The sequence below is a fragment of the Enterobacter sp. SM3 genome, assembly GCF_009811935.2.
In the GTDB taxonomy this organism is placed as follows: Bacteria; Pseudomonadota; Gammaproteobacteria; order Enterobacterales; family Enterobacteriaceae; genus Enterobacter; species Enterobacter asburiae_D.
The window spans coordinates 1,665,621-1,689,382 of the sequence record NZ_CP099971.1; the positions used below are offsets into that span (position 1 = coordinate 1,665,621).

General features: G+C 54.7%; 23 protein-coding genes and 2 tRNA genes. 8 read left to right on the plus strand and 17 right to left on the minus strand.

Going from position 1 to position 23,762, the window contains the following annotated elements:
• Positions 1-30 precede the first annotated feature (30 nt).
• Positions 31-774 (minus strand): fimbrial protein, encoded by a 744-nt coding sequence (locus GVO84_RS07685; protein ID WP_183078937.1) that lies wholly within the window; start codon positions 772-774, stop codon positions 31-33.
• A gap of 308 nt (positions 775-1,082) precedes the next feature.
• Here GVO84_RS07685 and GVO84_RS07690 point away from each other — a divergent pair, with 308 nt between their 5' ends.
• Together GVO84_RS07690 and GVO84_RS07695 are read left to right on the plus strand one after the other, a co-directional pair.
• Positions 1,083-1,838: a winged helix-turn-helix domain-containing protein gene (locus tag GVO84_RS07690; protein ID WP_121425772.1), complete on the plus strand. Its 756-nt coding sequence runs from the start codon at positions 1,083-1,085 to the stop codon at positions 1,836-1,838.
• Positions 1,835-2,311, plus strand: a complete 477-nt coding sequence (locus GVO84_RS07695) for a hypothetical protein (protein ID WP_063439610.1) — start codon at positions 1,835-1,837, stop codon at positions 2,309-2,311. The genes GVO84_RS07690 and GVO84_RS07695 overlap by 4 nt, the downstream gene beginning before the upstream one ends.
• A gap of 56 nt (positions 2,312-2,367) precedes the next feature.
• Here the strand turns inward: GVO84_RS07695 and yccA are convergent, their stop codons facing one another.
• On the minus strand, positions 2,368-3,027 hold the full coding sequence (yccA, locus tag GVO84_RS07700; RefSeq protein WP_023335168.1) for an FtsH protease modulator YccA: 660 nt from the start codon (positions 3,025-3,027) through the stop codon (positions 2,368-2,370).
• A 269-nt stretch (positions 3,028-3,296) separates the two neighbouring features.
• On the opposite strand from yccA, the gene GVO84_RS07705 reads away from it, so the two are divergent.
• From GVO84_RS07705 to GVO84_RS07720, 4 genes are all read left to right on the plus strand, one after another.
• Positions 3,297-4,925: an ABC transporter substrate-binding protein gene (locus GVO84_RS07705; protein WP_159513795.1), complete on the plus strand. Its 1,629-nt coding sequence runs from the start codon at positions 3,297-3,299 to the stop codon at positions 4,923-4,925.
• Between the two features lie 130 nt (positions 4,926-5,055).
• Positions 5,056-5,143, plus strand: a tRNA-Ser gene (locus tag GVO84_RS07710).
• A 289-nt stretch (positions 5,144-5,432) separates the two neighbouring features.
• The gene (locus GVO84_RS07715; RefSeq protein WP_021240841.1) at positions 5,433-5,690 is read left to right on the plus strand and encodes a YjhX family toxin; all 258 of its coding nucleotides are present in this window, start codon (positions 5,433-5,435) and stop codon (positions 5,688-5,690) included.
• 9 nt (positions 5,691-5,699) lie between these two features.
• Positions 5,700-6,407: an SAM-dependent methyltransferase gene (locus GVO84_RS07720; RefSeq protein WP_159513796.1), complete on the plus strand. Its 708-nt coding sequence runs from the start codon at positions 5,700-5,702 to the stop codon at positions 6,405-6,407.
• A 99-nt stretch (positions 6,408-6,506) separates the two neighbouring features.
• Here the strand turns inward: GVO84_RS07720 and GVO84_RS07725 are convergent, their stop codons facing one another.
• From GVO84_RS07725 to GVO84_RS07755, 7 genes are all read right to left on the minus strand, one after another.
• Positions 6,507-7,343 carry an alpha/beta fold hydrolase gene (locus tag GVO84_RS07725; protein ID WP_159513797.1) on the minus strand — a complete coding sequence of 279 codons (837 nt, stop codon included), beginning with the start codon at positions 7,341-7,343 and terminating at the stop codon, positions 6,507-6,509.
• A gap of 178 nt (positions 7,344-7,521) precedes the next feature.
• A complete protein-coding gene (locus tag GVO84_RS07730) occupies positions 7,522-8,550 on the minus strand; it encodes a diguanylate cyclase domain-containing protein (protein ID WP_159513798.1) in 1,029 nt (342 codons plus the stop codon).
• Between the two features lie 158 nt (positions 8,551-8,708).
• Positions 8,709-8,927, minus strand: coding sequence for an acyl carrier protein (locus GVO84_RS07735; protein ID WP_008499867.1), 219 nt, complete (start codon positions 8,925-8,927; stop codon positions 8,709-8,711).
• Positions 8,928-8,944: 17 nt separating this feature from the next.
• Entirely contained in the window at positions 8,945-10,378 is a 1,434-nt protein-coding gene (locus GVO84_RS07740; protein ID WP_159513799.1) for an AMP-binding protein, read from the minus strand.
• Positions 10,375-11,493, minus strand: coding sequence for an MBOAT family O-acyltransferase (locus GVO84_RS07745; RefSeq protein ID WP_159515608.1), 1,119 nt, complete (start codon positions 11,491-11,493; stop codon positions 10,375-10,377). Before GVO84_RS07745 ends, GVO84_RS07740 begins: the two co-directional genes overlap by 4 nt.
• A 9-nt stretch (positions 11,494-11,502) precedes the next feature.
• Positions 11,503-11,625 carry a hypothetical protein gene (locus GVO84_RS07750; protein ID WP_023335174.1) on the minus strand — a complete coding sequence of 41 codons (123 nt, stop codon included), beginning with the start codon at positions 11,623-11,625 and terminating at the stop codon, positions 11,503-11,505.
• Entirely contained in the window at positions 11,622-12,758 is a 1,137-nt protein-coding gene (locus GVO84_RS07755; RefSeq protein ID WP_159515609.1) for a D-alanyl-lipoteichoic acid biosynthesis protein DltD, read from the minus strand. The genes GVO84_RS07750 and GVO84_RS07755 overlap by 4 nt, the downstream gene beginning before the upstream one ends.
• Before the next feature lie 277 nt (positions 12,759-13,035).
• On the opposite strand from GVO84_RS07755, the gene GVO84_RS07760 reads away from it, so the two are divergent.
• Together GVO84_RS07760 and GVO84_RS07765 are read left to right on the plus strand one after the other, a co-directional pair.
• Positions 13,036-13,123, plus strand: a tRNA-Ser gene (locus tag GVO84_RS07760).
• Positions 13,124-13,558: 435 nt separating this feature from the next.
• Entirely contained in the window at positions 13,559-14,464 is a 906-nt protein-coding gene (locus GVO84_RS07765) for a LysR substrate-binding domain-containing protein (protein WP_121425781.1), read from the plus strand.
• A 47-nt stretch (positions 14,465-14,511) separates the two neighbouring features.
• Here the strand turns inward: GVO84_RS07765 and cobO are convergent, their stop codons facing one another.
• From cobO to GVO84_RS07805, 8 genes are all read right to left on the minus strand, one after another.
• Positions 14,512-15,114 carry a cob(I)yrinic acid a,c-diamide adenosyltransferase gene (cobO, locus tag GVO84_RS07770; protein ID WP_159513800.1) on the minus strand — a complete coding sequence of 201 codons (603 nt, stop codon included), beginning with the start codon at positions 15,112-15,114 and terminating at the stop codon, positions 14,512-14,514.
• A 9-nt stretch (positions 15,115-15,123) separates the two neighbouring features.
• A complete protein-coding gene (locus tag GVO84_RS07775) occupies positions 15,124-16,776 on the minus strand; it encodes a class I fumarate hydratase (protein ID WP_159513801.1) in 1,653 nt (550 codons plus the stop codon).
• Positions 16,777-16,858: 82 nt separating this feature from the next.
• On the minus strand, positions 16,859-17,860 hold the full coding sequence (glsA, locus tag GVO84_RS07780) for a glutaminase A (protein ID WP_121425784.1): 1,002 nt from the start codon (positions 17,858-17,860) through the stop codon (positions 16,859-16,861).
• A gap of 53 nt (positions 17,861-17,913) precedes the next feature.
• Entirely contained in the window at positions 17,914-19,206 is a 1,293-nt protein-coding gene (locus GVO84_RS07785) for a dicarboxylate/amino acid:cation symporter (protein WP_159513802.1), read from the minus strand.
• A gap of 165 nt (positions 19,207-19,371) precedes the next feature.
• Positions 19,372-19,689, minus strand: coding sequence for a DUF4387 domain-containing protein (locus GVO84_RS07790; RefSeq protein WP_121425786.1), 318 nt, complete (start codon positions 19,687-19,689; stop codon positions 19,372-19,374).
• On the minus strand, positions 19,686-21,056 hold the full coding sequence (locus GVO84_RS07795) for an acyclic terpene utilization AtuA family protein (protein ID WP_159513803.1): 1,371 nt from the start codon (positions 21,054-21,056) through the stop codon (positions 19,686-19,688). Before GVO84_RS07795 ends, GVO84_RS07790 begins: the two co-directional genes overlap by 4 nt.
• 3 nt (positions 21,057-21,059) lie before the next feature.
• On the minus strand, positions 21,060-22,301 hold the full coding sequence (locus tag GVO84_RS07800; RefSeq protein WP_159513804.1) for a methylaspartate ammonia-lyase: 1,242 nt from the start codon (positions 22,299-22,301) through the stop codon (positions 21,060-21,062).
• Positions 22,301-23,746, minus strand: a complete 1,446-nt coding sequence (locus GVO84_RS07805) for a methylaspartate mutase subunit E (RefSeq protein ID WP_028019186.1) — start codon at positions 23,744-23,746, stop codon at positions 22,301-22,303. Before GVO84_RS07805 ends, GVO84_RS07800 begins: the two co-directional genes overlap by 1 nt.
• Between the last annotated feature and the right edge of the window lie 16 nt (positions 23,747-23,762).

Sequence of the window (23,762 nt, forward strand, 5' to 3'; positions counted from 1 at the left end):
ACCCTTTGGGGTCTTTACGGTAACGTCGTGTTATTGCACGACGGGTAAATCAGCTTCTTCAGCGGTTTTATTCACCCAGTTGAAGTAGCGGAATTTATATTTCTGGCCTTGTGTCTTTGTGAGCGTTTTTAATGTCCGTTCGGTGTCCGGATAAATCGTCGCGTCTTCTTTAATCCATTTACACGACGAATCAGCGTCACAAATACCGAGCTCTCTCAGCGGTACGCGCAGCGTACCGTTGTTTTTTAACGTCCCCCTGCGAGGGTCTATCGAGAGTGAAACCACACTTTTTTCCGGCGCGAGGTGGATCAGGGCGCCCCAGATTACGTTGACGCCCAATGTCGCCGTCGCAGCCGGGCTTTCTGCCTTGCCGGGAATAATGCTGTCAGGTTGTTTTACCCCTTCAAAATAGACGCGCCAGGTAGTCTCTTTTTCCGGTGGCGTAAGCGATACCAGGCGAACCACGCGCATTGCGCCTGCCGCAAGAGCAAATTTTTCGGGCGTGACAACAACGCCGCCTTCTTTCCACGAGGCCACATCAACCTCTTTTTCCTGGGCAGTGCCGGGATTAAGAATTTTCTTTTGCCTCACCCGAATGAACTGAATATCATCCGTTTTCGACGCCACCTTAATTTGCGCTGTACCGGACTTATCCACGTTAAGTTCCATGGGGTACACGCTCATATTGGCCATTGTCATTTCTGAGAAAAATGGCAATGACAGCGCGGCGACATAAAAGGCTGTTTTCACGTTCACTCTTTTTTTCTGTTTCACATTCAGTCTGCCTGCTCTGAGTTCATCGGCGGCGCGTTAACACCAGTACACCGTCTGCTTACGTATTGCTTCAGGGCAGGGAAACTTTAACCAGAACAGCGGTTTGTGAAAATTTGTATTAATTAACTCATTAAATACAGTTTTTTATCCTGATTTTCTGGCTTTAAGGTTGTATAGTTAAGCGAAAATACCGCTACCAGGGATGGAAAGAAAATTCCTTCTGATGAAAAAACAAGCAGGTCAGGAGGCGGTTTTCATGTCGATGTACCAGGGATAAAAAAACATGCGGTAACAGCCGAGAATAAAAGATGTTTTTTATATGCAATAATTCGTTGTTATTCGATCCTGAAGCACATGCAATAAGTCTTGTTGGACAACCAGAATCTGTATTAACCCTTTCGGCACCCGCCGTACGGCTTTTACAGGAATTTATTAAACACAAAGGACGCGACCTGAGTCGGGAAGAATTGATCGCTCGCGTGTGGGAGGAATTTGGCTTTACGCCATCGGGAAATAATCTCAATAAAGCGGTGAGCGAATTACGTAAAAGCTTCCAGTCTCTGGGCGAGGGGCACGAATTTATCGTGACCGTGCCCCGTTACGGGTTTCGTTTTGAGGCCGATGTGATTTTTCAGCCCGGAGAGAATATTCCATCCGCCGATCTGCAGCCCTCGTCCGCAACGCAAGAGGTAAAGCCTCAACGCGCGCCTCGGAAAATATGGGCGATTGTGGCCGTATTGATTGTCGCTGCGCTGGGGGCTGCCCTCTATTTTAGCCGACAGCAGTGGATTTTCGTTCCGGCGAAACTCAAGCCGGTTAAGGAAAAAATCGCGCGTTGCAGCATCTGGATTATTAACGATCACGGAAGACCGCTGGTGTTATCGAAATTAGCGGAGCGTCTGGAGGCCAGTAACGTGGCGTGCGAACGTGAGGAGTACGACATTTATTATTTCAGCGCCCGTTTTTCTCTTTCCGCTGCAGATGAGGTGTTCATTGGCGCCTGCCCGGCCAGTCAATCCAGCCTGTGTAAAACCATACGTTATAAAGGCGGGGCACAACAATGAAAATAAAACTCCTTTTTGGGCTGGGCGGTGCGCTGGCTGGCGGTGCCCTGGCGCTGTTTTACTATTCCGGCTTTGCGGGTAAAAAGGATGCGCTGGCCTGCGGTACGGAATTTAACTTTACGCGCAATGAGGGAAAAGCCAGTGAAGTGAAGGTCAATGCTGTGGCCCAGTTCTATTTTCACCGGGACGGTACCGGGTTCACCACCTATAAGGGCGCGGCAAGGGCCGGCGGGCAAAATTTGATCGTTGACCGAGATGTGGACTTTACCTGGGAGCAGCGGGACGATGATAAGGTTATTGTGTTGAGCTACACCAAAACCTGGCGGCGGCACAATGACAATACGCCGGATGAACAGTGGGGTAGCTTCGCGTATCCGACTGCACGCTACTACCTGACGATCTCTGAGCTCGCGCCTTCCGTTTGGCTGATTCAGGACCGGCGATACCCGACCTATATTTGCCGGGGTGAGTAGGGCATAAAAAAAGGAGAATGCCACCGGCATTCTCCTTATTGTTTCAGCAGGTCGGCTTAATCGCGGCTGGCGAAGCCCAGGATGCTCAACAGGCTGACGAAGATGTTGTACAGCGACACGTACAGGCTCACGGTGGCGCGAATATAGTTCGTCTCACCGCCGCGAATGATATTGCTGGTTTCAAACAGGATCGCGCCTGAAGAAATCAGAATAAACACGGCGCTAATCGCCAGATGCAGGGCAGGCAGCTGCAGGAAGATGTTTGCCACCATACCCACCAGCACCACCACAACACCCGCCATCAGCATACCGCCGAGGAAGGACATGTCCTTACGGGTGGTCAGCACGTAGGCCGAGCAGCAGAAGAACACCAGCGCGGTACCGCCCAGCGCCATGCCGATAAGATCGCCCATACCGGCAGACAGATACGCGTTCAGCATCGGCCCCAGGATATAGCCCAGGAAGCCGGTGAAGGCAAAAGCAGAAAGAATACCGACCGGTTTGTCAGCGGTTTTGTAGGTCAGGAACATCAGACCATACATACCCACCAGCGTCAGGATCAGCCCCGGAGACGGCAGCATCAGCACGGTGCTGGCGGTGGCGGTGATCGCTGAGAATGCCAGCGTCAGGCTGAGCATGAAATAGGTATTGCGCAGCACCTTGTGGGTACTGAGTAGCGATGTGCGGTCGCGTGAAGAAGTAATTATACGATCCATGAGTCACTCTCTTATGACAGATGTAATTAGCGGAAAGAATAGGAAACGGCACGCCAGTCTCAAAGTGGTTTTACCCATCTTTACTCAGCACGTTAGCGCTGGGGGTGGTTATTTCTTCTGCAGAAGACCCTTTCACCAGAATGAACAGCGGTTTGCGACAATTTACCAGATCAAGCTCTTATAGGTTACTGAAAAATATTGCGTTATTACCATTCGAACGCTAAGAGTTATTTCCGGATCGTCATAAAACAGACAATAAGGCGAAGGAAATGAAACCACAAACACGCACGAACTTTACGCTCTCTTTGTTAACCGCCGGGATCCTGTGCACCAGCACGGCAGCCTGGGCGGCTAACGTGCCGGCAGGAACCGCGCTGGCCGATAAACAGGAACTGGTCAGGAATAATGGCAGTGAACCGGCTTCGCTCGACCCGCATAAAGTCGAAAGCGATGTCGAATTCAATATTATCAGTGATTTATTCGAAGGGCTGGTCAGCGTTTCTCCAGCAGGAGAAGTCCAACCCCGACTCGCGGAAAAATGGGAGAATAAGGACAACACCGTCTGGACGTTCCATTTGCGTCCGGGCATCACCTGGAGCGACGGCACGGCGATTACCGCAGAGGATGTGGTCTGGAGCTGGCAGCGCCTGATCGATCCGAAAACGGCTTCGCCTTATGCGAGCTATCCGGGCAACATGCATATCGCCAACGCGGCCGATATCGCCCAGGGGAAAAAAGCGCCCGACACGCTGGGCGTAAAAGCGATTAACGACACCACACTGGAAGTGACGCTCACGCAGCCAAACGCGGCCTTCCTCGCGATGCTGGCGCACCCGTCGCTGGTGCCGGTGGATAAAGTGCTGATTGGGCGTTTCGGCGATAAGTGGACCAAGCCGGAGCATTTCGTCAGCAGCGGGGCGTACAAGCTGTCGCAGTGGGTGGTCAACGAACGCATCGTGGCGGAGCGCAACCCGCGCTACTGGGATAACGCGCACACCGTGATTAACAAGGTCACCTACCTCCCCATCACGTCTGAGGCCTCGGATGTGAACCGCTATAAAGCGGGCGAAATTGATATCGTGTACACGGTTCCGATTAACCAGTTTGCCCAGCTCAAGAAAACCCTGGGCAGCCAGCTGGACGTTTCACCTCAGCTTGCGACCTATTACTACGAATTCAATACCACCCGTCCGCCGTTCAACGACGCGCGCGTGCGCAAGGCGCTGAACATGGCGCTGGATAAAGACATCATTGCCGGAAAAGTATTGGGGCAGGGGCAGCGCCCGGCGTGGCTCATCAGCCAGCCGGATATCGGCGGCGTTAAGCTACACAACCCGGATTACGCCAGCTGGCCGCTGGACAAGCGCATCGCGGAGGCGAAAAAGCTGCTGAACGAGGCCGGATATAACGCCAGCCATCCTCTGAGCTTCAACCTGCTCTACAACACCTCTGAATCGCACCAGCGCATCGCGATTGCGGCCAGCTCCATGTGGAAGAAAAACCTCGGTGTGGACGCGAAGCTGCAAAATCAGGAGTGGAAAACCATGCTGGACACCATGCACACCCACAACTTTGACGCGGTGCGCTACGCGTGGATTGCCGATTACGACGATGCGGCGACCTTCCTGAACAACTTCCGCACGGGCGACAGCGAAAACACCAGCCAGTACAGCAATCCGGACTACGATGGGGCGCTGGTGAATGCCGCAAAAGCCAAAACGGCGGAAGAGCGGGGTAAGTACTACCAGCAGGCAGAAGATCTGCTGGGGCGTGATGTGCCGGCCATTCCGGTTTATCACTACGTCCGCACGCACCTGGTGAAACCGTGGGTCGGTGGATTCACGCCAGATAAGCTGGGGTACTATTTCACGAAAGACATGTACATCAAAAAACACTAAGCCTGTGCTGATAAAATCGTCGATGTGTCGTCAGTTCAACCGATTAAACACGTTTTGACTATTTTTACAGCGAACGAGTGCAGCCACTCTTTACAGCACGCGGTGAGGTGTTTATAGTTCGCCTCACTTAGGAAGCGTGGCCGAGCGGTTGAAGGCACCGGTCTTGAAAACCGGCGACCCGAAAGGGTTCTAGAGTTCGAATCTCTACGCTTCCGCCAAACATAAACCCCAGGTTACTCGTTAACCTGGGGTTTTCTTTTGGATTGACCGATCCGCCTCACACTTTTAAAACTCCGCTATTCCCCTGTAAAAATCAGACGTTATCATTCAGCCCGTAAATACCTTTTCATCTCTCACCGAGGCTTTGATGCTGGAGAATGTTTTCATCAGATAATCAGTTTCCCGCCCTTTTCAGGACGGACTGGTTATCGCTGCGCTTAAACCTTACGCACGCACCTGCGGGTGTGGGCTTGTTTTTACGCATGATGATTACACAGGTTTTCCAGTATGAATTTATCCCGTCAGGAACAACGTACCTTACATGTTCTCGCCAAAGGTGGACGTATTGTGCACGTCCGCGACAGTTCTGGCCGCGTCACGTCCGTTGAGTGCTACACCCGTGAAGGGCTGGTGCTGAGCGACTGCACGCTCAGCGTCTTTAAAAAACTCCGCACCAAAAAGCTGATCCGATCCGTGAACGGGCAGCCTTACCGCATCAACACCACCGGGCTGAACAACGTTCGCGCCCAGCTGGATAATCGCTAAGGAGAAGTGATGAATACACCTTACACAGATAGCTACGACCGCACTTTTTTGCTCGATACCATGATGGGCCCAAACGCCATGCGGCTTACCGAAGAGCTGGTTGCTCAACTGCAGATTGATCCAGGGATGCGCATTCTCGATCTCGGCTGCGGGAAAGGGATCTCTTCTATCCTGCTCGCCGAAAAATATGACGCCACGGTTTTTGCCGCCGATCTGTGGATTACGCCGAGCGAAAACGCAGCGCGTTTCAGCGAACGGGGTCTGGACGGAAAAATTTTTCCTCTACGGGTTGATGCCACGAAAGCGATCCCGTTCGCGCATGATTACTTCGACCTGATCGTGAGCGTGGATGCGTATCAATACTTTGGCAACAATGACGCCATGCTGGGCACGCTGCTACCTTTCCTGAAACCCGGAGGACATATTGCGGTTGCCGTTCCCGGGTTTATCGGTGAATACAGCGAAACGCATCTTCCGGAGGTGGTTAAGCCTTTCTGGACGCCAGAGTGGTATTTCTATCCGCTCTCCTGGTGGAAAGCGCTGTGGGAAAAAGAGCCCGGTTCGGTTCTGACCACCGTGCGGGAGATGGATACCTGCCAGCAGGCGTGGGATGAGTTTATGCAATGCGAGATCGCCCAGGAGATGATGGTGCCCATTATGGATGCGGGCGCCGGGGCTTACTTCAACATGATCCAACTGGTTGCGCAGAAGCGCTAAAAGGTCATAAACAACGCCACCTCCTGGGTGGCGTTCATGCATTGAATTGTGCAAATGTAGGTCGGGTAAGCGCAGCGCCACCCGGCAAGAAACGCGGCGTTATGAGCGAATAAAGGCCAGAATGTCCGCGTTGATGGTGTCCGCATGGGTGGTATGCATCCCGTGCGGGAAGCCCGGATAAATTTTCAGTACGCTGTTCGCCAGCAGCTTGTCCTGCAGCAGGGCAGCGTTTTTATACGGCACGACCTGATCGTCGTCGCCCTGCAACACCAGAACGGGAACCGTGATGGTTTTCAAATCTTCCGTCTGGTCGGTCTCTGAAAACGCCTTAATCCCCTCGTAGTGGGCCTTAGCGCTGCCGATCATTCCCTGACGCCACCAGTTCTGGATCGTGCCCTGTGAAACGTCCGCGCCCTCCCGATTAAAGCCGTAGAAAGGACCGCTGGCGACATCGAGGTAAAACTGGGCGCGGTTAGCCGCCAGCGCTTTGCGGAAGCCGTCGAAAACCTCAATAGGCGTTCCGCCTGGGTTAGCGTCCGTTTTGACCATCAGCGGCGGCACGGCGCTGACGAGCACCGCTTTGGCGACGCGACCCTGCGGCTGTCCATACCGGGCAACATAGCGGGCGACCTGGCCGCCGCCGGTGGAGTGACCGACGTGCACGGCATTGCGCAGATCCAGGCTTTCAACCACGGCTGACGCGTCGGCCGCATAATGATCCATATCGTGGCCTTCGCTCACCTGGTCCGAACGCCCGTGACCACGGCGATCGATAGCGATAACGCGATAGCCTTCCGCGAGGAAGAAGAGCATCTGGTTATCCCAGTCATCGGCACTCAGCGGCCAGCCGTGGTGGAAAACAATGGGTTGAGCCTCTTTTGGGCCCCAGTCTTTGTAGTAAATATTGACGCCGTCTTTCGTTGTTACGAATGCCATACCGCAGACTCCTCTGTTAAAGGCAAAACGATCCCCGGCTGAGCGCACAGCGAATCAGTAATGCCTTAATTAAGTTGGCTTTTTTCTTTTTACCGTACCGACAGTACTCCTAAAGTGTAGGAGAAATAGTAAAAGCGGTTGGTTTCATTGCTGTTAAAGGCATCCATTGCCAGCCCTATCATCGTTCTCCTGGCGTAATCCGCTTGCGGGTATACATCGCCTTGTCTGCGCTATTGAGCAACGTATCGGCATCACCTGCGTCATGAGGAAAGCGGGCAATACCAATACTGCCGGAGATGGTAATCACCTGCTCGTTAATCAAAAAAGACTGTGCCAGCGCGGCGCTGACCTTTTCCGCCGTTTGGGTGGGTAAGGGATCGGAGGTCGTTAAATCGGGGAGCAGGGCGACAAACTCATCGCCGCCGAGGCGGGCCACCGTGTCACCTTCGCGCAGTACGCTTTGCAGACGAAATGCCACCAGCCGCAGCAGCTCGTCGCCGACGGCATGACCATGGAGATCGTTCACCGGTTTAAACCGGTCGAGGTCGATAAACAGCAGCGCCACTTCTTTATCGTGGGCGATGGCCTGGGCGATCGCCAGCTCAAGACGGTTAACCAGTAATCTTCGGTTCGGTAACCCCGTCAGGGCATCAAAGTTAGCATGCAGCCACGCGATGTGTTCACGCTGTTTGCGATCGGTAATATCGCGAATAAATGCCGAAAATATCTGCTTACCCGCTTGCTGGTGGGGCCATATCGAGAGCTCAATAGGGAACTCGCCTTTGGTGCGATGCAGCGCAGCGATCTCGATAGTGCGGTTGAGAATATTCGACGGTTGCCCGGCCTTGAAGCGCATCAGGCCGCGTGCGTGCTGCTCGCGAAACGCTTCCGGTACGATCATCTTGCCAAGGCTGTTGCCTGTCGCTTCTTCCGCTGACCAGCCGAACATTCGCTCTGCCGCCTGGTTCCAGTTTACAACGTTACCGGCATGATCGATGGTAATCACCGCATCCTGCGCGGTTTCAACCAGCTGACGATGATACTCTTCACTCTCTTCCAGCGCCTGCTTCATCGACTCTATCTGGCTGATGCTCTCCTGCAGCTCGCGGTGCATTTCCGCCAGCGAAAGGGAGAAGAAGCGGATCCGCTCTTCAACGGACATATTTTTCATTTCTGAATAGAGATCGCTGGCGGTACGTGGCGACATACTGAATTCCTGACAAAAGAGTTAGGTACCTATCAATTATGGCGCTTTAGATAACTTTTTGTATCGGGAGTGTGGCTGGGCAGCGGTAGGGGGCTTGCAGGTAATTTAGACAGCAGCAATAAAACAGGCTCCGGAGCATACCTCCAGAGCCTTCCGGGTTAGCGGTTTTCTTCAATATAGCGGGCCAGGTCCGCCGGGGTTTTCAGCACCGTCGCCACGTCAGTTGGCGGGATCATACAGCCGTAAACGTCCTGCACTTCCAGCACCATATCGACCGCCAGGATGGAGTCGAGAATGTCGGATTCAATCAGTTCATCGTGAAAGCCCACTTTACGGGATAACACTTTTTCGAACAGGGCGAGAATTTCTTGTTCCATAATTTTTCCTGGAGTCATTAATTTGTGCGGGCGTAAGCGTCCAGCAGCTTGCGGTCAATTTTGCCGTTAGGATTCAGCGGCAAAGCGTCTTTTACGATAATTTGTGAAGGCACCATATAGTGCGGAACCACCTTCGACAGCGACGTTTTGATGGTATCCGGCGCCATATCCGTCACGCAGAACGCGGCAATGCGCAGCACGCTACCGCAGGATTTCATCAGCGGCAGAACCACCGCTTCGTTGATGCCGGACATGGCCAGCAGGCGGTTTTCAATCTCATTGATTTCAATACGGTAACCGTTCAGTTTTACCTGGCTATCGTTGCGGCCCTGGCAATAGATAAGCCCCGCTTCGTAGCCCAGATCGCCGGTCCGGTAGCCGCGAAACGCTTCATTTTCCCGGCGGAGTAATTTTTCCGCGTTCTCCTGCGGCAGGCCGAGGTAGCCGCGCATGACGTTTTTACCCCAGATAATCAGCTCGCCGTCGGCGGAAATTTCCATTTTGCTCTCAGGCATCATGACCCCCACCGGCAGCACGGCGCTGTCGCTGTTCAGGATCTCATCCGTGATTTCAACCACGGTCGTCGCGATGGTCGCTTCCGTTGGGCCATAGGAGTTGATGATTTTGGCCTGCGGGAAACGGCGGCGGAGCTGTTTAACCAGCGCCTTATTTAACACTTCACCAATGAAGATAAAGACGCTCAGCGCGGGCAAATACTCGCTGTTGAACTGCGGGGAAAGCAGCTGCTGGTAGGCAAAAGAGGGGGTGGAAACCCAGGCGGAGACCGCGTTGCTTTTCAGTCGCTCCAGCCAGTTCTCTTTCTGAATATCCTCTTTAGCGTTCAGCACGATGTGTCCGCCCATCGCCAGATTCGCCAGCAAAGGGATCAGGGAGAGGTCAAAGCTGAATACCGCGTGGTTCATCAGGACCGGTTTTTCCGGCAGTGAAAAGTCCTGGCTGACCCATTTCATGAAGTGCCATACGCTTTCACGCCCAATCTGCACGCCTTTAGGTTTACCGGTGCTGCCCGAGGTAAACATGATGTAGGCCAGATCCTGCTCCTCCAGCACCTTGCCCGGTTCACCGGTGGCGATGAACTGCCGGGTCGCGACGTCGTAATAGTAAGGGGCATTGGCCAGATGGCAGATCTCGCGCAGGCGCTCCTGCGGGTAGATGCAGTCCACCGGGATGTAGGGGATGTTGTGCAGCAAACAGCTATAAATCGCCACGGCGAACTCGGCCTGCTGGTGTCCGTACAGGACAACAGGCGTACCGGCAGCAGGCTGGCAACGCTGATAGCGCTGTGCCCAGTCCGTCACGGCAGCAGAAAGCTGTAGCCAGCTTAAGGCTTCGTCGCTGCCGCTGATGGCCAGTTGCTGCGGAGAGGCGGGATCGCATAATGCCGCACGTAAGAAATCCTGCAGTTCCTGAAGATCGGAGTGATTTTTCATAGAGGTGACATTCCACTAAAGATGTAAAGGGATCCCGCGGCGCTTCCCAGCGTCAGAATTCGCCCTAAAAACGCAACGGCCGGATACTGCAAACCGCGGTGCAATGCCGGGCTGCGTTTGGCTGACCACAGCAGCATGTTATGGGTGACGGAAATCGCGCCAAACAGCGCGCCGCTGATAACGTAATGGCGCTCCAGGCCATTCCATGCCCCCATGCAGAACAGGGTGCAAAAAATACCGATATTTTGCGCCAGCGCTTTGTTTTGACGGAAAAAGTTGAACTTCATCAGGTTCATGTAAACGGGCATAAAGACCACATCGCGCAGCCATTCAGACAAACTGATGTGGAAGCGGCGCCAGAAATCCTGCGGGTTCTTTGCCAGAAGCGGCATGTTGAAGTTTGCCGGAATATTGAGCCCAAACAGGCGGCCTGCACCGATGGCCATATTGCTGTAACCCGCAAAATCAAAGTACAGGTAGGTGCTATAGGCAATCGACATCACCACGCCCACGGTCAGCGTAAACGGCTTATGGCTCCAGGGCTGCACGACAAGCGAATCGACCAGCATGGCAAACAGGAACTTCTGGACAATGCCGGTAATGATTTGCTCTAACGCGACTAAAAACTGTTCACGGTTAAAGGCAAATACGGGCTTGCTGACATCGCTCATCCATGTCCGCCAGCGGTACATGGGGCCGGCCAGGATGATAAAGGGCATAAACAGATAGCAGAAATAGTGCAGGAAATTCTGACCTTCTTTTTTACTGCGATAGAGCAGCACGTCCACCGCGCGGAACGTCATAAAAGAGAGGCCGATCATGCCCCAGTGGTTATTTAAGTGAAGTTTCACCAGCAACAACGGCAATAATGTCAGGACGACCGCCTGCCACGTTTTTAACCATCCCTTCTCTTTTAGCGTGGCGAAAACATAAAAACTGAAAAATACGGCGGCGGGGACAATATAATCCCCCTGAAATATATATCCCCATCCCAGCGCCGTCAGCACCGACAGCGCAGATAACCAGGTCAGGCGATGGCGTAATACGCGATTGACCAGCGCAAACGCCAGGGCGGAGGAAAACAAATAAACAAAAAACATGCCTGAGCTATACATCATTCGGCCTCAGAACTTTTGATATTCAAAATGCAGCTGCATACTCATGCTGTCATCGACAGAGGTCCACGCGACGATGGTGATCGCCAGCAGGAGATAAAGGAAAAAAAGACGGATCGCGATTTTCATCATTTAAAACTCTGTGCAATAAAGCGAATCATAGGAACCCAGGCCAGTTCGGAAGGGTGCAAACGATCCCAGTTCCAGCCATTCTGATAAGGCATGGCGTACATATCTAAATAAGGGATCTGGTTCTTTTCCAGAATGGTTTTAATTTGCTTATCAACCGGGCGGAAGGTATCGGTATTGTAAAGCGCCCAGGGGTTAACCGGGTCGACGATAGCAATCACCTGCACGTGACGTTCTTTCAGCAGCTGAACGGTTTTACTGAGCGCGGCGATTTGCGCAGGCACGACCGGCGTGTCATCCCACTGCTGTGGCTTACCGTCCTCTTCGTAAATCGTTTTGTCCATCCACAGCGTGGCCGCGCTCTGCTGGCGTTTTTTATTTAACTCGCGCGCGTTCGCCAGCTCTTTATCCCAGTCTGGGGTGATGTGGGTGGTTGGCTGCTGCGGCCAGGGCTGTACCGTCCGGGGCGTGACGTTGAGCAGCGCCAGCCAGTCGTTTTTTATCAGGGTGCAGACGTTCGCAAACTGGAAGCTCAGCTCGTCCCATATCAGGTCGGGGTGCCAGCCAAAGACGCGCATTTGGCCAAAGGTTAAATGGCTTATGTCTTTACTATCAATATGCTTTAAATAATTAACCAGCAGCGGGCGCGCCTGCGGATCCTTCATCAGCGGATTAAAAATAGAAGCGGGGAAATTATCGGCATAGATAGCCGGTGGCAGACCTTTTGAGTAAAAGCTGTCAGGTGCCAGAAGCAAAACCACTTTACTGTTTGCGTTAAGGCTATTTTTAAAACGTGAGAACAGTAAAAATTGCGTTTCGTCATCGACAAACGCATCGCCATACGCCACGACGGGCGTGTGCAATTGCTTATTAAAGTAATTATATACCGCGTAATGTTCATCTTCCGAGGTGGCAACCTCAGACGCGCCGATGAAGAAAATAGCATTCCCTTCTAAGGCGTGGGAAATAGTCGCAATTTTTTCCGCTTGTTCTTTCGGCGTGCCGTCCATTGATTTAATCAGCGGCTGGAAGGTGAGGGGCGGATCGAAGCTCGTCACCAGCGGGTGAACGCACAGGAACAGAATGGCCAGGGTCGCCATCAGGATATGTAAGCAAAACGTATTTTTGATTTTCATCATCAACCAGTAACACTGCATGGCAGTAATTTCTAAAATCTGTGACTGCTCAGATTTATAACAATTACACAACAAATGACCGTTTATTTTTGTGGCATTCTATACCAGAGCGATTTAAAAGGATGAGCGTTGCTGTGTTACGGTATGTACAAGCGAGCAGAGACCGATGCGCCGTCAGCGCCTGGGTGATTTTTGCGCAGTCAAACGTCGGTGGGTAAAAATAGAAAAAATCCTGCTTTACAAGGCGCTAATAGATGTTTATAGTGCGCCTCACTTTGGAAGCGTGGCCGAGCGGTTGAAGGCACCGGTCTTGAAAACCGGCGACCCGAAAGGGTTCTAGAGTTCGAATCTCTACGCTTCCGCCAAATTCGAAACCCAGGTCGTTATGCGACCTGGGTTTTTTGTTTTGAGCCGGTTTCAGCATGCGTGCTGAAGAGGCGCAGGTGCGCCGGTTATCGGAGGGACGTACACAAAACCCCGCAGTATTTTTAGCACAACGTTTTGTTTTATATTTTTTAACGTCCGGTCCTGCACTATTCCTGTTTTTAATGCCCATACGGTTTTTCGTATAATAAGGCGCTGCCGCCATTATGTAAGGCACAAATTGAACAGGTTCTTAATAATCTTTCATGTTTCATTTCATTTTCTGCAAGTACTCTGGCCTGACGCGCAAAACTGATTAAATCATGGTGTGGATCACTGCCGACGGAGCATAACTAAAATATAATGGCGGTATCGTTCTGAAGCAGGGTTTATTCGCTTCAAAAAATTACTGTTACCCACCATGAATGGAAGACATGATGAGAGGAAAAATCCCCAAGAGCGAGCTGCTGGTGACGTTCGAAGTTGTGGCGCGCCACGAGAGCTATACCCGCGCCGCAGAAGAGCTGGCGTTAACGCAGAGTGCAGTGTTCAGACAGGTGACGGCCCTGGAGGAGTTTTTACACACCTCATTATTTAATCATGCCAAAAAGCGGATTTTTCTGAATGCAGCGGGAAAGCATTATCTGAATATCGTCAAAGAGACGCTTAATAAGCTGGAACGCGATACAAATATGATAATGTCCTGGCAGCCTGCCGTTCAGGTTGTGGAGCTGGCGGTAAATCCCACCTTCAGTACGCATTGGCTGATCCCTAATTTATGGGAGTTTAATAAATTAAATCCTGATATTATTGTTAATATTCACTCGCTGGCCAATATCGGCGATTTTTTAAATCGTGAATACGATGCGGCTATTATGCGCGCCGATTTTTGTCCCCCGTGGTCGGAAGTCGATTATTTATTTGAAGAGGAGATCCTGCCGGTCTGCAGCCGAAGTTTGCTCCCCAGCGCGGAGCAGAAGCTGGGGGTGGAGGAGCTGCTAAGGGAGTTTCCGCTGTTACACCAAAGCACTCGCATCAATGGCTGGCAGGAGTGGTTTGCGCTGTCCGGTATCACCAGTCCGGACGTGAACCTTGGCCCGCGCTTTGACCTCCTCTCAATGCTGATTGCCGCAGTACGCTCGAATCTTGGCGTCGCGCTGCTTCCCCGCTTCGCCATCCAGCATGACCTGGACTGCGGCGAGATGGTTATCCCCTGTGATGTTCCTATCCGCACCGGCAACCGCTTCATCATGACGTGGCGAGAGGAAAAGGCTCAATCCCTGCCGTTACAAACCTTCCGCGAGTGGCTATTACAAAAATCAGTGGTCTCGCCGGTAGAGTAATAACACCGGATGGCGGCAGCGCGGCGCGCCATCCGGTACAGACACGCTTACCAGTCAACGCCCTCCTGCGCCTGAATACCGCTGTCAAATGCGTGTTTCACCGGGCGCATTTCGCTGACCGTGTCGGCAAGCGCCAGTAACTGCGAGTGGCAGCCGCGCCCGGTGACGATCACGGTCTGCTGCACTGGACGGTTCTCAACCGCCGCGATCACCTCCTGAGTATCCAGATAGTGATAAGCCAGCATATAGGTGAGCTCATCCAGCACCACCAGGTCGTAACTCGGGTCAGCCAGCATGCGTTTGCTCTCCTGCCACACCGCCGTTGCGGCCTGGATATCCGTCTCCCGGTTTTGTGTCTCCCAGGTAAAGCCGGTGCCCATAATGTGAAACTCGACGCCGAGCGGATGCAGGGTGTTGTATTCACCATTATCCCACTGGCCTTTAATAAACTGCGCGACGCCAACGGTTTTACCGTGGCCGACGGCACGCGTCGCCGTGCCGAAGGCGGCGGTGGACTTGCCTTTTCCGTTGCCGGTGAAGACGATCAGAATGCCTCTCTTCTCTGTTGCCGCCGCCACGCGGATATCAACCTGCTCTTTGCGCTTTTGCTGTCGTTGGCGGTGTTTGTCTGCGTTAGCTCGCGCTTCCATAGTGGCTCCTTAATGTCCGGCAGGGCAGGATGCGCAGCGATGCTGCTGCTCAAACTGGCTGAAGAAATTATTCCCTTTGTCGTCCACCAGCACAAAGGCGGGCAGATTTTCGACCTCCATCATCCACACCGCCTCCATACCCAGTTCGGGATACTCAAGGCAGCGCAGGCTTTTCACATACTGCTGCGCCAGCAGGGCCGCCGCACCGCCGATGCTGCCGAGGTTGAAGCCGCCGTGCTTATGGCAGGCATCGGTGACCTGCTGGCTGCGGTTGCCTTTGGAAAGCATGATCAGGCTTCCGCCCGAGGCCTGGAAAGCATCGACGTAGCCGTCCATGCGCCCGCCGGTGGTTGGACCGAGGGAGCCGCAGGCCTGATTCTCCGGCGTTTTCGCCGGACCGGCGTAATAGACGATATGGTTTTTCATGTACTCCGGCATCGGCTCGCCGTTATCCAGCCGCGCTTTGATTTTTGCGTGGACAATATCGCGGGCGACCACGATCGGGCCGCTTAGCGACAGCCGGGTGCCGATGGGCAGGGCGGACATATCGCGCAGGATCTCGCGCAGCGGGCGGTTCAGGTTGATCTGTACGGCTCGGGCGTCGTTTTCATCACGGCTGGCCTTGGGGATATATTTCCCAGGGTTATGCTCCAGCTTCTCCAGCCAGATGCCGTGCCTGTTGATTTTCGCTTTGATATTGCGGTCGGCGGAGCAGGAGAGCGCCATGGCGACAGGGCAGGAGCCGCCGTGACGCGGCAGGCGGATGACGCGAATATCGTGTGCGAAGTACTTGCCGCCGAACTGGGCGCCGATGCCGAATTCGCGGCTGGCGTTGAGCAGCGTGGCTTCCAGCGCCGTATCGCGGAACGCCTGGCCCAGCTCGTTCCCGATGGTGGGCAGGTTGTCATAATATTTTGTTGAGGCCAGCTTCGCCACCTTCAGCGCCTGGTCGGCAGAGAGGCCGCCGACCACAAAGGCAATGTGGTACGGTGGACAGGCCGCCGTACCGAGCGACTTCATCTTCTCGATCAGGAACGCGGTAAGTTTATCCGGCTGCAGAATGGATTTCGTTTCCTGGAACAGCGCGGCTTTGTTAGCCGATCCGCCGCCTTTATTGACAAACAGGAAGCGATATTCGCTCCCCGGCGTGGCGCTGATGTCTATCTGCGCCGGCAGGTTGGTTTGGGTGTTGACCTCGGTGTACATGTCCAGCGGTGCGTTTTGCGAGTAGCGCAGGTTGCACTCGCTAAAGGTGGCGTAAATCCCCTTGCTCAGCGCTTCGGCGTCATCCCCGCCGGTCCAGACGTGCTGGCCTTTGCTCGCCACAACGGTGGCCGTGCCGGTATCCTGACAGTTTGGCAGGACGCCTTTTGCCGATACTTCGGCGTTGCGCAGCAGCTGCAGGGCGACATACCTGTCGTTACTGCTGGCCTGCGGGTCGTGCAGGATGCTGGCTATCTGCGTTAAATGTCCGCCGCGCAGGAAAAATGAGGCTTCATAAAAGGCCTGCTGGGCCAGCAGGGTCAATGCCTCAGGCGCCACCTTAATGACCTCCTCGCCCTCTAGCTCCGTCACCGTAACGTGCTGTGTGCTGAGGAGTTCATATTCCGTCGTATCGTTACCCTGAACAAACAGGTCCTGCCAGACAAATGGTTTAGACATAGTACTTCTCACTTTGAGGTTGTTTTTGCCGGGCGCTGGCGCAGCTGGCGCGCCCGGCTGACAAAATCACAGGCTGTTAGAATCAATGGGCTAAAAAGAGGTTGGCCTGCGTCGCCCCGGCAACATACGCAATCGTCTGCTGGGCGCGAACGCTATTCCCGGCGGCATCCAGCGGCGGCGAGTAGACCGCGATGGCGTATTGCCCGGGCACGATGGCAACCATGCCGCCGCCGACGCCGCTCTTCGCCGGGATCCCAACGGTGTACAGCCATTTGCCGCTGCCGTCGTACAGCCCGGCAATCGCCATTTCCGCCAGAACCTGCGGCACGTAGCGTTCATTCAGCAGCTGTTTGCCGTTGAAAGGCGATTTGCCCTTGTTCGCCAGCACCGCGCCCATTTTGGCGAGCTGCTCAACGGTGATGTCTACGGAACACTGGCGGGTGTAGATTTCGACGGCTTCCCGGGTATCGCCATAAAAGCTGTTGTAGGACGCCATCAGCATCGCCAGCGCCTGGTTATGCTGATTGGTCTCCATTTCTGATTTGAACACCGGCTCGTTGACGGTCAGCGAGGCATCGGCCCACGCGTTCAGGTTATTGAGGATCGTGTTCCAGCGGTCGGTCTTATCTTTCGCCTCAATCAGGCTGACCGTGCTCATCGCCCCCGCGTTCACCAGCGGGTTTTCCGGCGCACCTTTGGTCAGCTCAATGGCTAAGCCGGAGTTGAAGGGCAGACCGGTCGCACTGGCGCCGAGTTTATCCAGCACCTCCTGCGGACCGCGCTGCTCCATCGCCAGCGCCAGGGTGAAAACTTTGCTCAGCGACTCCATTGGAAACGCTTTTTTCACGTCGCCAGCCTGGTAAATGTTGCCGTCGACCGTGGCGAGGGTGATGGCGAAATTGTCGGGGCTATAGGTCGCCAGGGCAGGGATGTAGTCGGCGACCTTTCCCTCATGATTACCTTTGAATTTTTGGTGAGCCTGCTCAAGCAGCTGCGCGTAGTCCGGCGCGGGTTGCGCCAGCGCGGCGGCGCTAAACAACAGGCTGACGGATAAGAGGCTGACGCCGAAAATGTTTATCTTCATGGGGCTATCCTGTCATCGGAAGACGAAAGGCCAACGACGGTTGGCCTTTGTAATCAATACATGGCGATTTCAGTTTCTGAAGCGGCGCTTTCTTTGGCCGGAACCTTGCCGCGGCAGCCGACGCCAAAGTGCTCGCCTTCCCAGCGACCGACGATAGCGGCACCCATCGCGTTACTCATCACGTTGGTGGCGGAACGGCCCATGTCGAGGAACGGATCGACGCCCATCAGCAGAATCAGGCCCGCTTCCGGAATGTTGAACTGGTTGAGCGTGGCGGCAATAACCACCATCGATGCGCGCGGCACGCCCGCCATTCCTTTAGAGGTCAGCATCAGGATCAGCAGCATGGTGATCTGCTCGCCAATGCTCAGTTCGATGTTGCACGCCTGGGCGATAAATACGGTCGCAAACGAGCAGTAGGCCATTGAGCCGACCAGGTTAAAGGAGTAGCCGATGGGCAGGACAAAGCTGGCAATTCTTGAGGAGACGCCGAATTTTTCCAGTTTGTTCAGCGTACCCGGGAAAGCCGCTTCTGAACTTGAGGTCGTAAAGGCCAGCAGCGCAGGTTCGAAAATCGCTTTTGTCAGACGACGGATGCACGGACCGACAATCAGCGTGGAGAGGCCAATCAGAATCGCCCACAGCAGGCCGAGCGTCATGTAGAACTCGCCCATGAAAATACCGGCGCTGACCATCACGCCCAGACCGCGTTCGGCAATCAGTCCGGAGATCGCGGCAAACACGGTCAGCGGTGCAAACAGCATGACGTAGCCCGTCAGCTTCAGCATCACGTGCACCAGAGAGTCGAGCACCTTAATGATGGGTTCGGCTTTCTCGCCAATGGCCGCCAGGCTGCAGCCGAGGAAAATCGAGAACACCACGATTTGCAGGATCTCGTTGCGGGCCATGGCATCAACGATGCTGGTCGGTACCGCGTGAGAGATAAACACTTTCAGCGTGAACGGCTCGGACTGAACGGCCGCAACGGCCCCGGCGTCATGGGGAACAAAGTTAATGCCTGCGCCAGGCTGGAAGATGTTGACGATAACCAGCCCCAGCGCGATGGACAGCAGCGAGGCGCAAATAAAGAGGAAAAAGGTTTTGGAGAATATTCGGCCAAGCGTTTTAGCATCACCCATTTTGGCTATGCCAACCACGAGGGTGGAAATCACCAGCGGGGCGATAATCATTTTCACCATGCGTAAGAATATGGTGGTAAATATAGAAATATCCTGCGCGTACGATTTTGCTGTATCTGCTGATGCCATATTATTAATGACCACCCCGGCTATCATGCCGAGTATCAAACCTAAGATGATCATTTTCGTTAAGCTTATTTTTTTCATGTTTACTCCATCGGATAAAGGTTGGTTAATGTGTAGGGGCGCGTGCGTCTGAGCCCTGACGAACCGCTCAGACGCACGTTTGTTGTGACCAACCGCATGAATTATCTGGAATACAGTGATACAGCAAATATCTATATCCCAATGGACGTTGTTGTATTTGTAGTGTTACAGATCGAACTCGATACTTAATAACGGTGCATGCTGCTGGGCACCATAGACATCATTGTCGCCGACGTTGCCGGAGATAATATCGCGAGGCATGACGATTTTGACCGCATTGGCCGGGTCGAACCAGATAATGCGATGAATAAAGTCAGGCTTAACGTTATATAAACGGGCAATAAGCTGCGGCGTTAATTGCTCCGAGGCTTTTACCCGCTGATAGTCTTCACGCGTTTTAAATAAAATATCCAGAACCAGCTCATACGGTCCGGCGTTTTTAGAACGAATGACCTGCGCCAGTGAGCAAATACCGTGTTTCATGACTGAACTCCTTCTGGCGTGACCTGCTCGAGGTGGAAATCAAAACGCAGCGCGTCGCTCGCTTCGATCAGGTGGTAGATTGAGAACTCATACACCGGGCCGCTCTGAATGTCGGAAGGGGAGAACGGGAACGCGAGGTTGCCCGCCGTTGCGATCCGGTTTTCATAGCCGTAGTGCAGCAGGGTAGAGCGCACCAGCGAACAGACGCTGTTGGCGATATCCTGGGTGGGGGCCACCACGTCCAGCAAAATCCCCAGCTCGTGCCCGGCGGACTGCATCGGCTCATGGTTGCCCATCACGCCATTCTTGCCGTACAGGTGGAACGTCATGCGGATGCTGTCGTCATTCAGCGAGAGGTTGCGCTTCACGCTGACCTGCACTTCTTCGAGGATATTATCGATCCCGGCAATCATGATCGGGTCGCGCGTACCGGCAATGGTCAGACAGCGGAAGCCGACCCGGCGGGCGCCTTCCAGCTTCAGCGCATACGGCGTTTCTTCGTGGCGGGAACCGCTGACGTACACTTCGCCCTCGTTGACCGCTTTGAAGCTGCACCCTTTCAGGTTCAGCACGCCGCCCGGCCCCGGCAGGAAGTACGGGTCGGACTTCTCATACAGGGTGTGGGCCGCGGCCGACGTTTCGGTGAATTTACGCTTCGGATTAAACGTTTTCAGCGTAAAGCCGTTATCGTCAATGATGCCCATCGCGCAGTCGGAGCCGGACCCCGGCGTAGCGGCAATCGCCGCGCACTCCAGGATCTTACCGCAGTGCAGCGCCAGACCTTCATCGAAGCCCTGCATGATGGGCAGCGCGGCAAAGCAGGCCGGATCGTACGCTCGTCCGCCCAGCACCACCTGCGCCCCGGCCGCCAGCGCCCGCTGGAAAGGCTCGATACCCATTTGCGCCACGATATAGGTGCTCTCTTCGATGGCCTCGTGGGTCAGCGCCGGGACGAAATCCAGGGCGGTGATTTTCCCGTTATCCAGCGCCTGATGCACGGTGGCTTTATCGACATCCGACGGGATCAGCGCCATAGAGAACGAGAGCTTCTCTTCCTGAGCAATTTCAAGGATTATCTGTCGGCACCACTCCAGATGCGGCGCGGCCCCGGACCCACCGGCGGTACCGATCACCACCGGAATGTTGTGCTTAACGCCGGCCACGATCATATAGCGCAGATCGCGTTTTACCCCCGCCCGGTCGGTGAAAGGCTTACCTGCCCCCAGGTAGTGGGGGCCAGGGTCGGAAGAGCCCGCGTCGACCGCAATAAGATCCGGCGACGCTTCCATGGCCTTACGAAAGCTCTCTTCCGGGAAGCCATAGCCCAGGATAGCCGTTGGCGATAAGATCTTAAATGTACGTGCCATCTGTTAATCCTTAGCCTGCAACAGTGCGATGGTGCGGTTCATTTCGTTAAACACGATGTTAAGACCTTCATCGAAGCCCATGCCCGGTTTGATCAGCATGCGCATCGGGCGAGCGGCGAGGGCCACGTGCACGCAGGTGCGGGCGCTGATTTCCGTCTCGTTACAGGTCCCGCCCTGATAGGCTTCCATGCCGTGTTTGTTGCAATACAGCACCGCATCAACGATGTTGTGAATACCGCCCAGGTCCGGGGTTTTAATCTGCACCATGTGGCAGCTGCCCGCATCGGTGAAGTCCACAATGTCCTGATAGGTGTTACACCACTCATCGGCAACGATTTTCACGCCGGAACCCAGACGCATCAGCTCGTGGGTGATGGCGGTCAGCAGGCGGATCTGATCCGGCTTGTTGCCCGCATCCACCGGCCCCTCGATGTACAGCGGCAGGCCCTGGGCCTCTTTTTCAAGGCTGGCGATATAGGCGGCGCAGCGTACCGGGTCCATATCGAAAATCAGACCGATGGTGCCGTACACGTCGATGTGCAGCGTCGGGCGATAGCGCGGGCTGGTGCGCAGGCTTAAGATGCGGTCGGATAACCAGCGCACATACTCGCGCAGTTTTTCCCCCTTCAGGCCCAGCTTCTCCTCCACGTTGTTGATAAGCGCGTGCGGCAGTACGTCAACGCCTTTGAGGATCATCTTGTCGACGGCGATATAGCGGTCGTCGCCGCTCTGCCCAAATAACGGAATGGCCTCCGGGACGCACGGCAGCTGCCATTCATCGCACACGACTTCCGTTTTCAGACGGCCGGTCGCCAGCGCCGCCGCGTCGAGCAGCGCCTGCGACAGGCCATAGCGTACGGCGGTATGCAGCAGATGGCCGTCTATACGCAGTTCGTCAAAGAAGCGGGCGTTCGTCAGGAACCGGTCAACCTCACGGCCTTCCAGCAGCGGCTTGATGTGATCGTTGAGGAACGGAATGAAGTGTTCAGCCAGGAACAGCGGATCGCGACCGCCCGCGCCTGAATATTGCACCGCTGCACAATCGCCCACCGCCACCGCGCCGTTTTCCAGAATCAGCTGTACGGAGACGCATTCACCCGCCTGACGAACGGACGTAAACCCGGGCGTTACCGGATTGCCGGTATAGATGAACCCGTCATGCCCGGCGCCGTTTTTGATGGCCTGCTGATCGTCGAAATAGAATGAGGAGTAGCCTGCGGTGAAAAGGGCCTGCTTAATTTTCATTATGGTCTTCCTATTAATTTACTGTGGGATACCGCGTTGATGTCATCAACAACCATCTGGAATGAGGGTTTACGGCCTTCAAAACGCGCGCGCTCGGCGACGTAATCGTGATGCAGGGCGAGGATATCTTTCGGTAGCGGAACCGCACCGGCTTCCAGCACGCGAATGGCGCCGGCGTTATCACGAACCGGCAGGATTTTGCCCGCGTTGCAGGAGGCGGGGGCGAACGGTACGTCCAGCACGCCCGCTTCAAACGCCAGCACCGTCCCGCGCGCCACGTCGCCGTTGCCCAGCTCGAAGACTTTCTTCAGCACGGCGCGGACTTCGCTCTTAATGAGCTCGACTTCCTGCTCGACGGCGGCGCACGGCGGGAATTTCTGATCGCTGACCATGTTGAGCATCTGACGCGAGGCCTTCAGCCCCTGGGCGTTTGCGGCGGCGGTCGGGATACCGAACGCTTCGTGTGGGCTCTTGGTGATCACTTTGGTCGCCCCTGACATACCGGCAACCGCTGCGCCCCAGGAGATAATGGCAAACGCTTTCGACTCATCTTCCGGGAAGCCGCCCATCCACTGGTGGAAGACGGTACTCAGCTCGTAATCGTCAAAGCCGTGGTTATGGAAATATTCGTGGGACAGCTCGCGCAGGGCCTGAATCGCGGCGATATCCTGCGTCAGGCTACCGACCTGGCCGTAGCCAACGGTAATTGACTTCACGCCCTGTTCCAGCGCCAGCAGACCTTCGATAATCGCCACCGAGTGGGACACAAACGGTGGGATCAGGGTGCCGGTCAGCGGGCCAAACGGTTCACGGTTAATGCGAATGCCGTTCTCTTCGTACAGGCCCATCAGGCGGTCGCAGTACTGCCAGTCGCGGATGGATTTTTCCAGAGTGACGCGCTTAGCGTACGGAATGTTGTAGGAGATACCGCCGCCCTCATAGCTGGTAAAGCCGCTGGCCATCGCGATCTCCGCCAGCAGGCGCGCATCCGGCGTGCCGTGACGTACCTGAATCGGTTTCTCCAGCGCTTCGGTCATGCGGCGGCAGGCGGCGACACCGTGGTTGACGACCGGTAAGCCGTTAAGTTTGGAGGTGCCCGCTTCGATGGATTTTTGGATCCCTACCGCCGCCTCTTCATAGCGATTCAGGCGGGTATAGGCATCGATGGTGCTGGGCAGCAAATCACAATCTTCCTGCAGCGTTTTGAGCAGGGCGATATGTTCATCCATCAGCGCTACGCCTGCGCGCGGCTGGCTCAGGGTTTTACCTTCCTGGTCCGCCTTCAGCAGGGCGTGAGAAAAGCGTTTTTGTTCAGGAATGGTTTGCTGGTACTTCACGCCATCTTCGAAGTTCTCAACGTCCTTGCCGGTGTGCCAGGTCTGCAAGACCTGTTGCCGCTCAGTCATGAATTCGTCATGGGTTAGCTTTTTATTTCGAAGTTCCATTCGTTGCTGCCTTAGG

Coding starts and splice junctions, on each gene's coding strand:
- GVO84_RS07755 (WP_159515609.1), bottom strand. CDS start 12,758: ATGAAAATCAAAAATACGTTTTGCTTACATATCCTGATGGCGACCCTG.
- GVO84_RS07740 (WP_159513799.1), bottom strand. CDS start 10,378: ATGAAAAATCACTCCGATCTTCAGGAACTGCAGGATTTCTTACGTGCG.
- cobO (WP_159513800.1), bottom strand. CDS start 15,114: ATGGAAGCGCGAGCTAACGCAGACAAACACCGCCAACGACAGCAAAAG.
- GVO84_RS07695 (WP_063439610.1), top strand. CDS start 1,835: ATGAAAATAAAACTCCTTTTTGGGCTGGGCGGTGCGCTGGCTGGCGGT.
- GVO84_RS07800 (WP_159513804.1), bottom strand. CDS start 22,301: ATGAAAATTAAGCAGGCCCTTTTCACCGCAGGCTACTCCTCATTCTAT.
- GVO84_RS07775 (WP_159513801.1), bottom strand. CDS start 16,776: ATGTCTAAACCATTTGTCTGGCAGGACCTGTTTGTTCAGGGTAACGAT.
- GVO84_RS07705 (WP_159513795.1), top strand. CDS start 3,297: ATGAAACCACAAACACGCACGAACTTTACGCTCTCTTTGTTAACCGCC.
- GVO84_RS07805 (WP_028019186.1), bottom strand. CDS start 23,746: ATGGAACTTCGAAATAAAAAGCTAACCCATGACGAATTCATGACTGAG.
- GVO84_RS07735 (WP_008499867.1), bottom strand. CDS start 8,927: ATGGAACAAGAAATTCTCGCCCTGTTCGAAAAAGTGTTATCCCGTAAA.
- GVO84_RS07720 (WP_159513796.1), top strand. CDS start 5,700: ATGAATACACCTTACACAGATAGCTACGACCGCACTTTTTTGCTCGAT.
- GVO84_RS07750 (WP_023335174.1), bottom strand. CDS start 11,625: ATGATGAAAATCGCGATCCGTCTTTTTTTCCTTTATCTCCTGCTGGCG.
- GVO84_RS07690 (WP_121425772.1), top strand. CDS start 1,083: ATGTTTTTTATATGCAATAATTCGTTGTTATTCGATCCTGAAGCACAT.
- glsA (WP_121425784.1), bottom strand. CDS start 17,860: ATGAAGATAAACATTTTCGGCGTCAGCCTCTTATCCGTCAGCCTGTTG.
- GVO84_RS07745 (WP_159515608.1), bottom strand. CDS start 11,493: ATGTATAGCTCAGGCATGTTTTTTGTTTATTTGTTTTCCTCCGCCCTG.
- GVO84_RS07785 (WP_159513802.1), bottom strand. CDS start 19,206: ATGAAAAAAATAAGCTTAACGAAAATGATCATCTTAGGTTTGATACTC.
- GVO84_RS07765 (WP_121425781.1), top strand. CDS start 13,559: ATGAGAGGAAAAATCCCCAAGAGCGAGCTGCTGGTGACGTTCGAAGTT.
- GVO84_RS07715 (WP_021240841.1), top strand. CDS start 5,433: ATGAATTTATCCCGTCAGGAACAACGTACCTTACATGTTCTCGCCAAA.
- GVO84_RS07795 (WP_159513803.1), bottom strand. CDS start 21,056: ATGGCACGTACATTTAAGATCTTATCGCCAACGGCTATCCTGGGCTAT.
- GVO84_RS07730 (WP_159513798.1), bottom strand. CDS start 8,550: ATGTCGCCACGTACCGCCAGCGATCTCTATTCAGAAATGAAAAATATG.
- yccA (WP_023335168.1), bottom strand. CDS start 3,027: ATGGATCGTATAATTACTTCTTCACGCGACCGCACATCGCTACTCAGT.
- GVO84_RS07790 (WP_121425786.1), bottom strand. CDS start 19,689: ATGAAACACGGTATTTGCTCACTGGCGCAGGTCATTCGTTCTAAAAAC.
- GVO84_RS07725 (WP_159513797.1), bottom strand. CDS start 7,343: ATGGCATTCGTAACAACGAAAGACGGCGTCAATATTTACTACAAAGAC.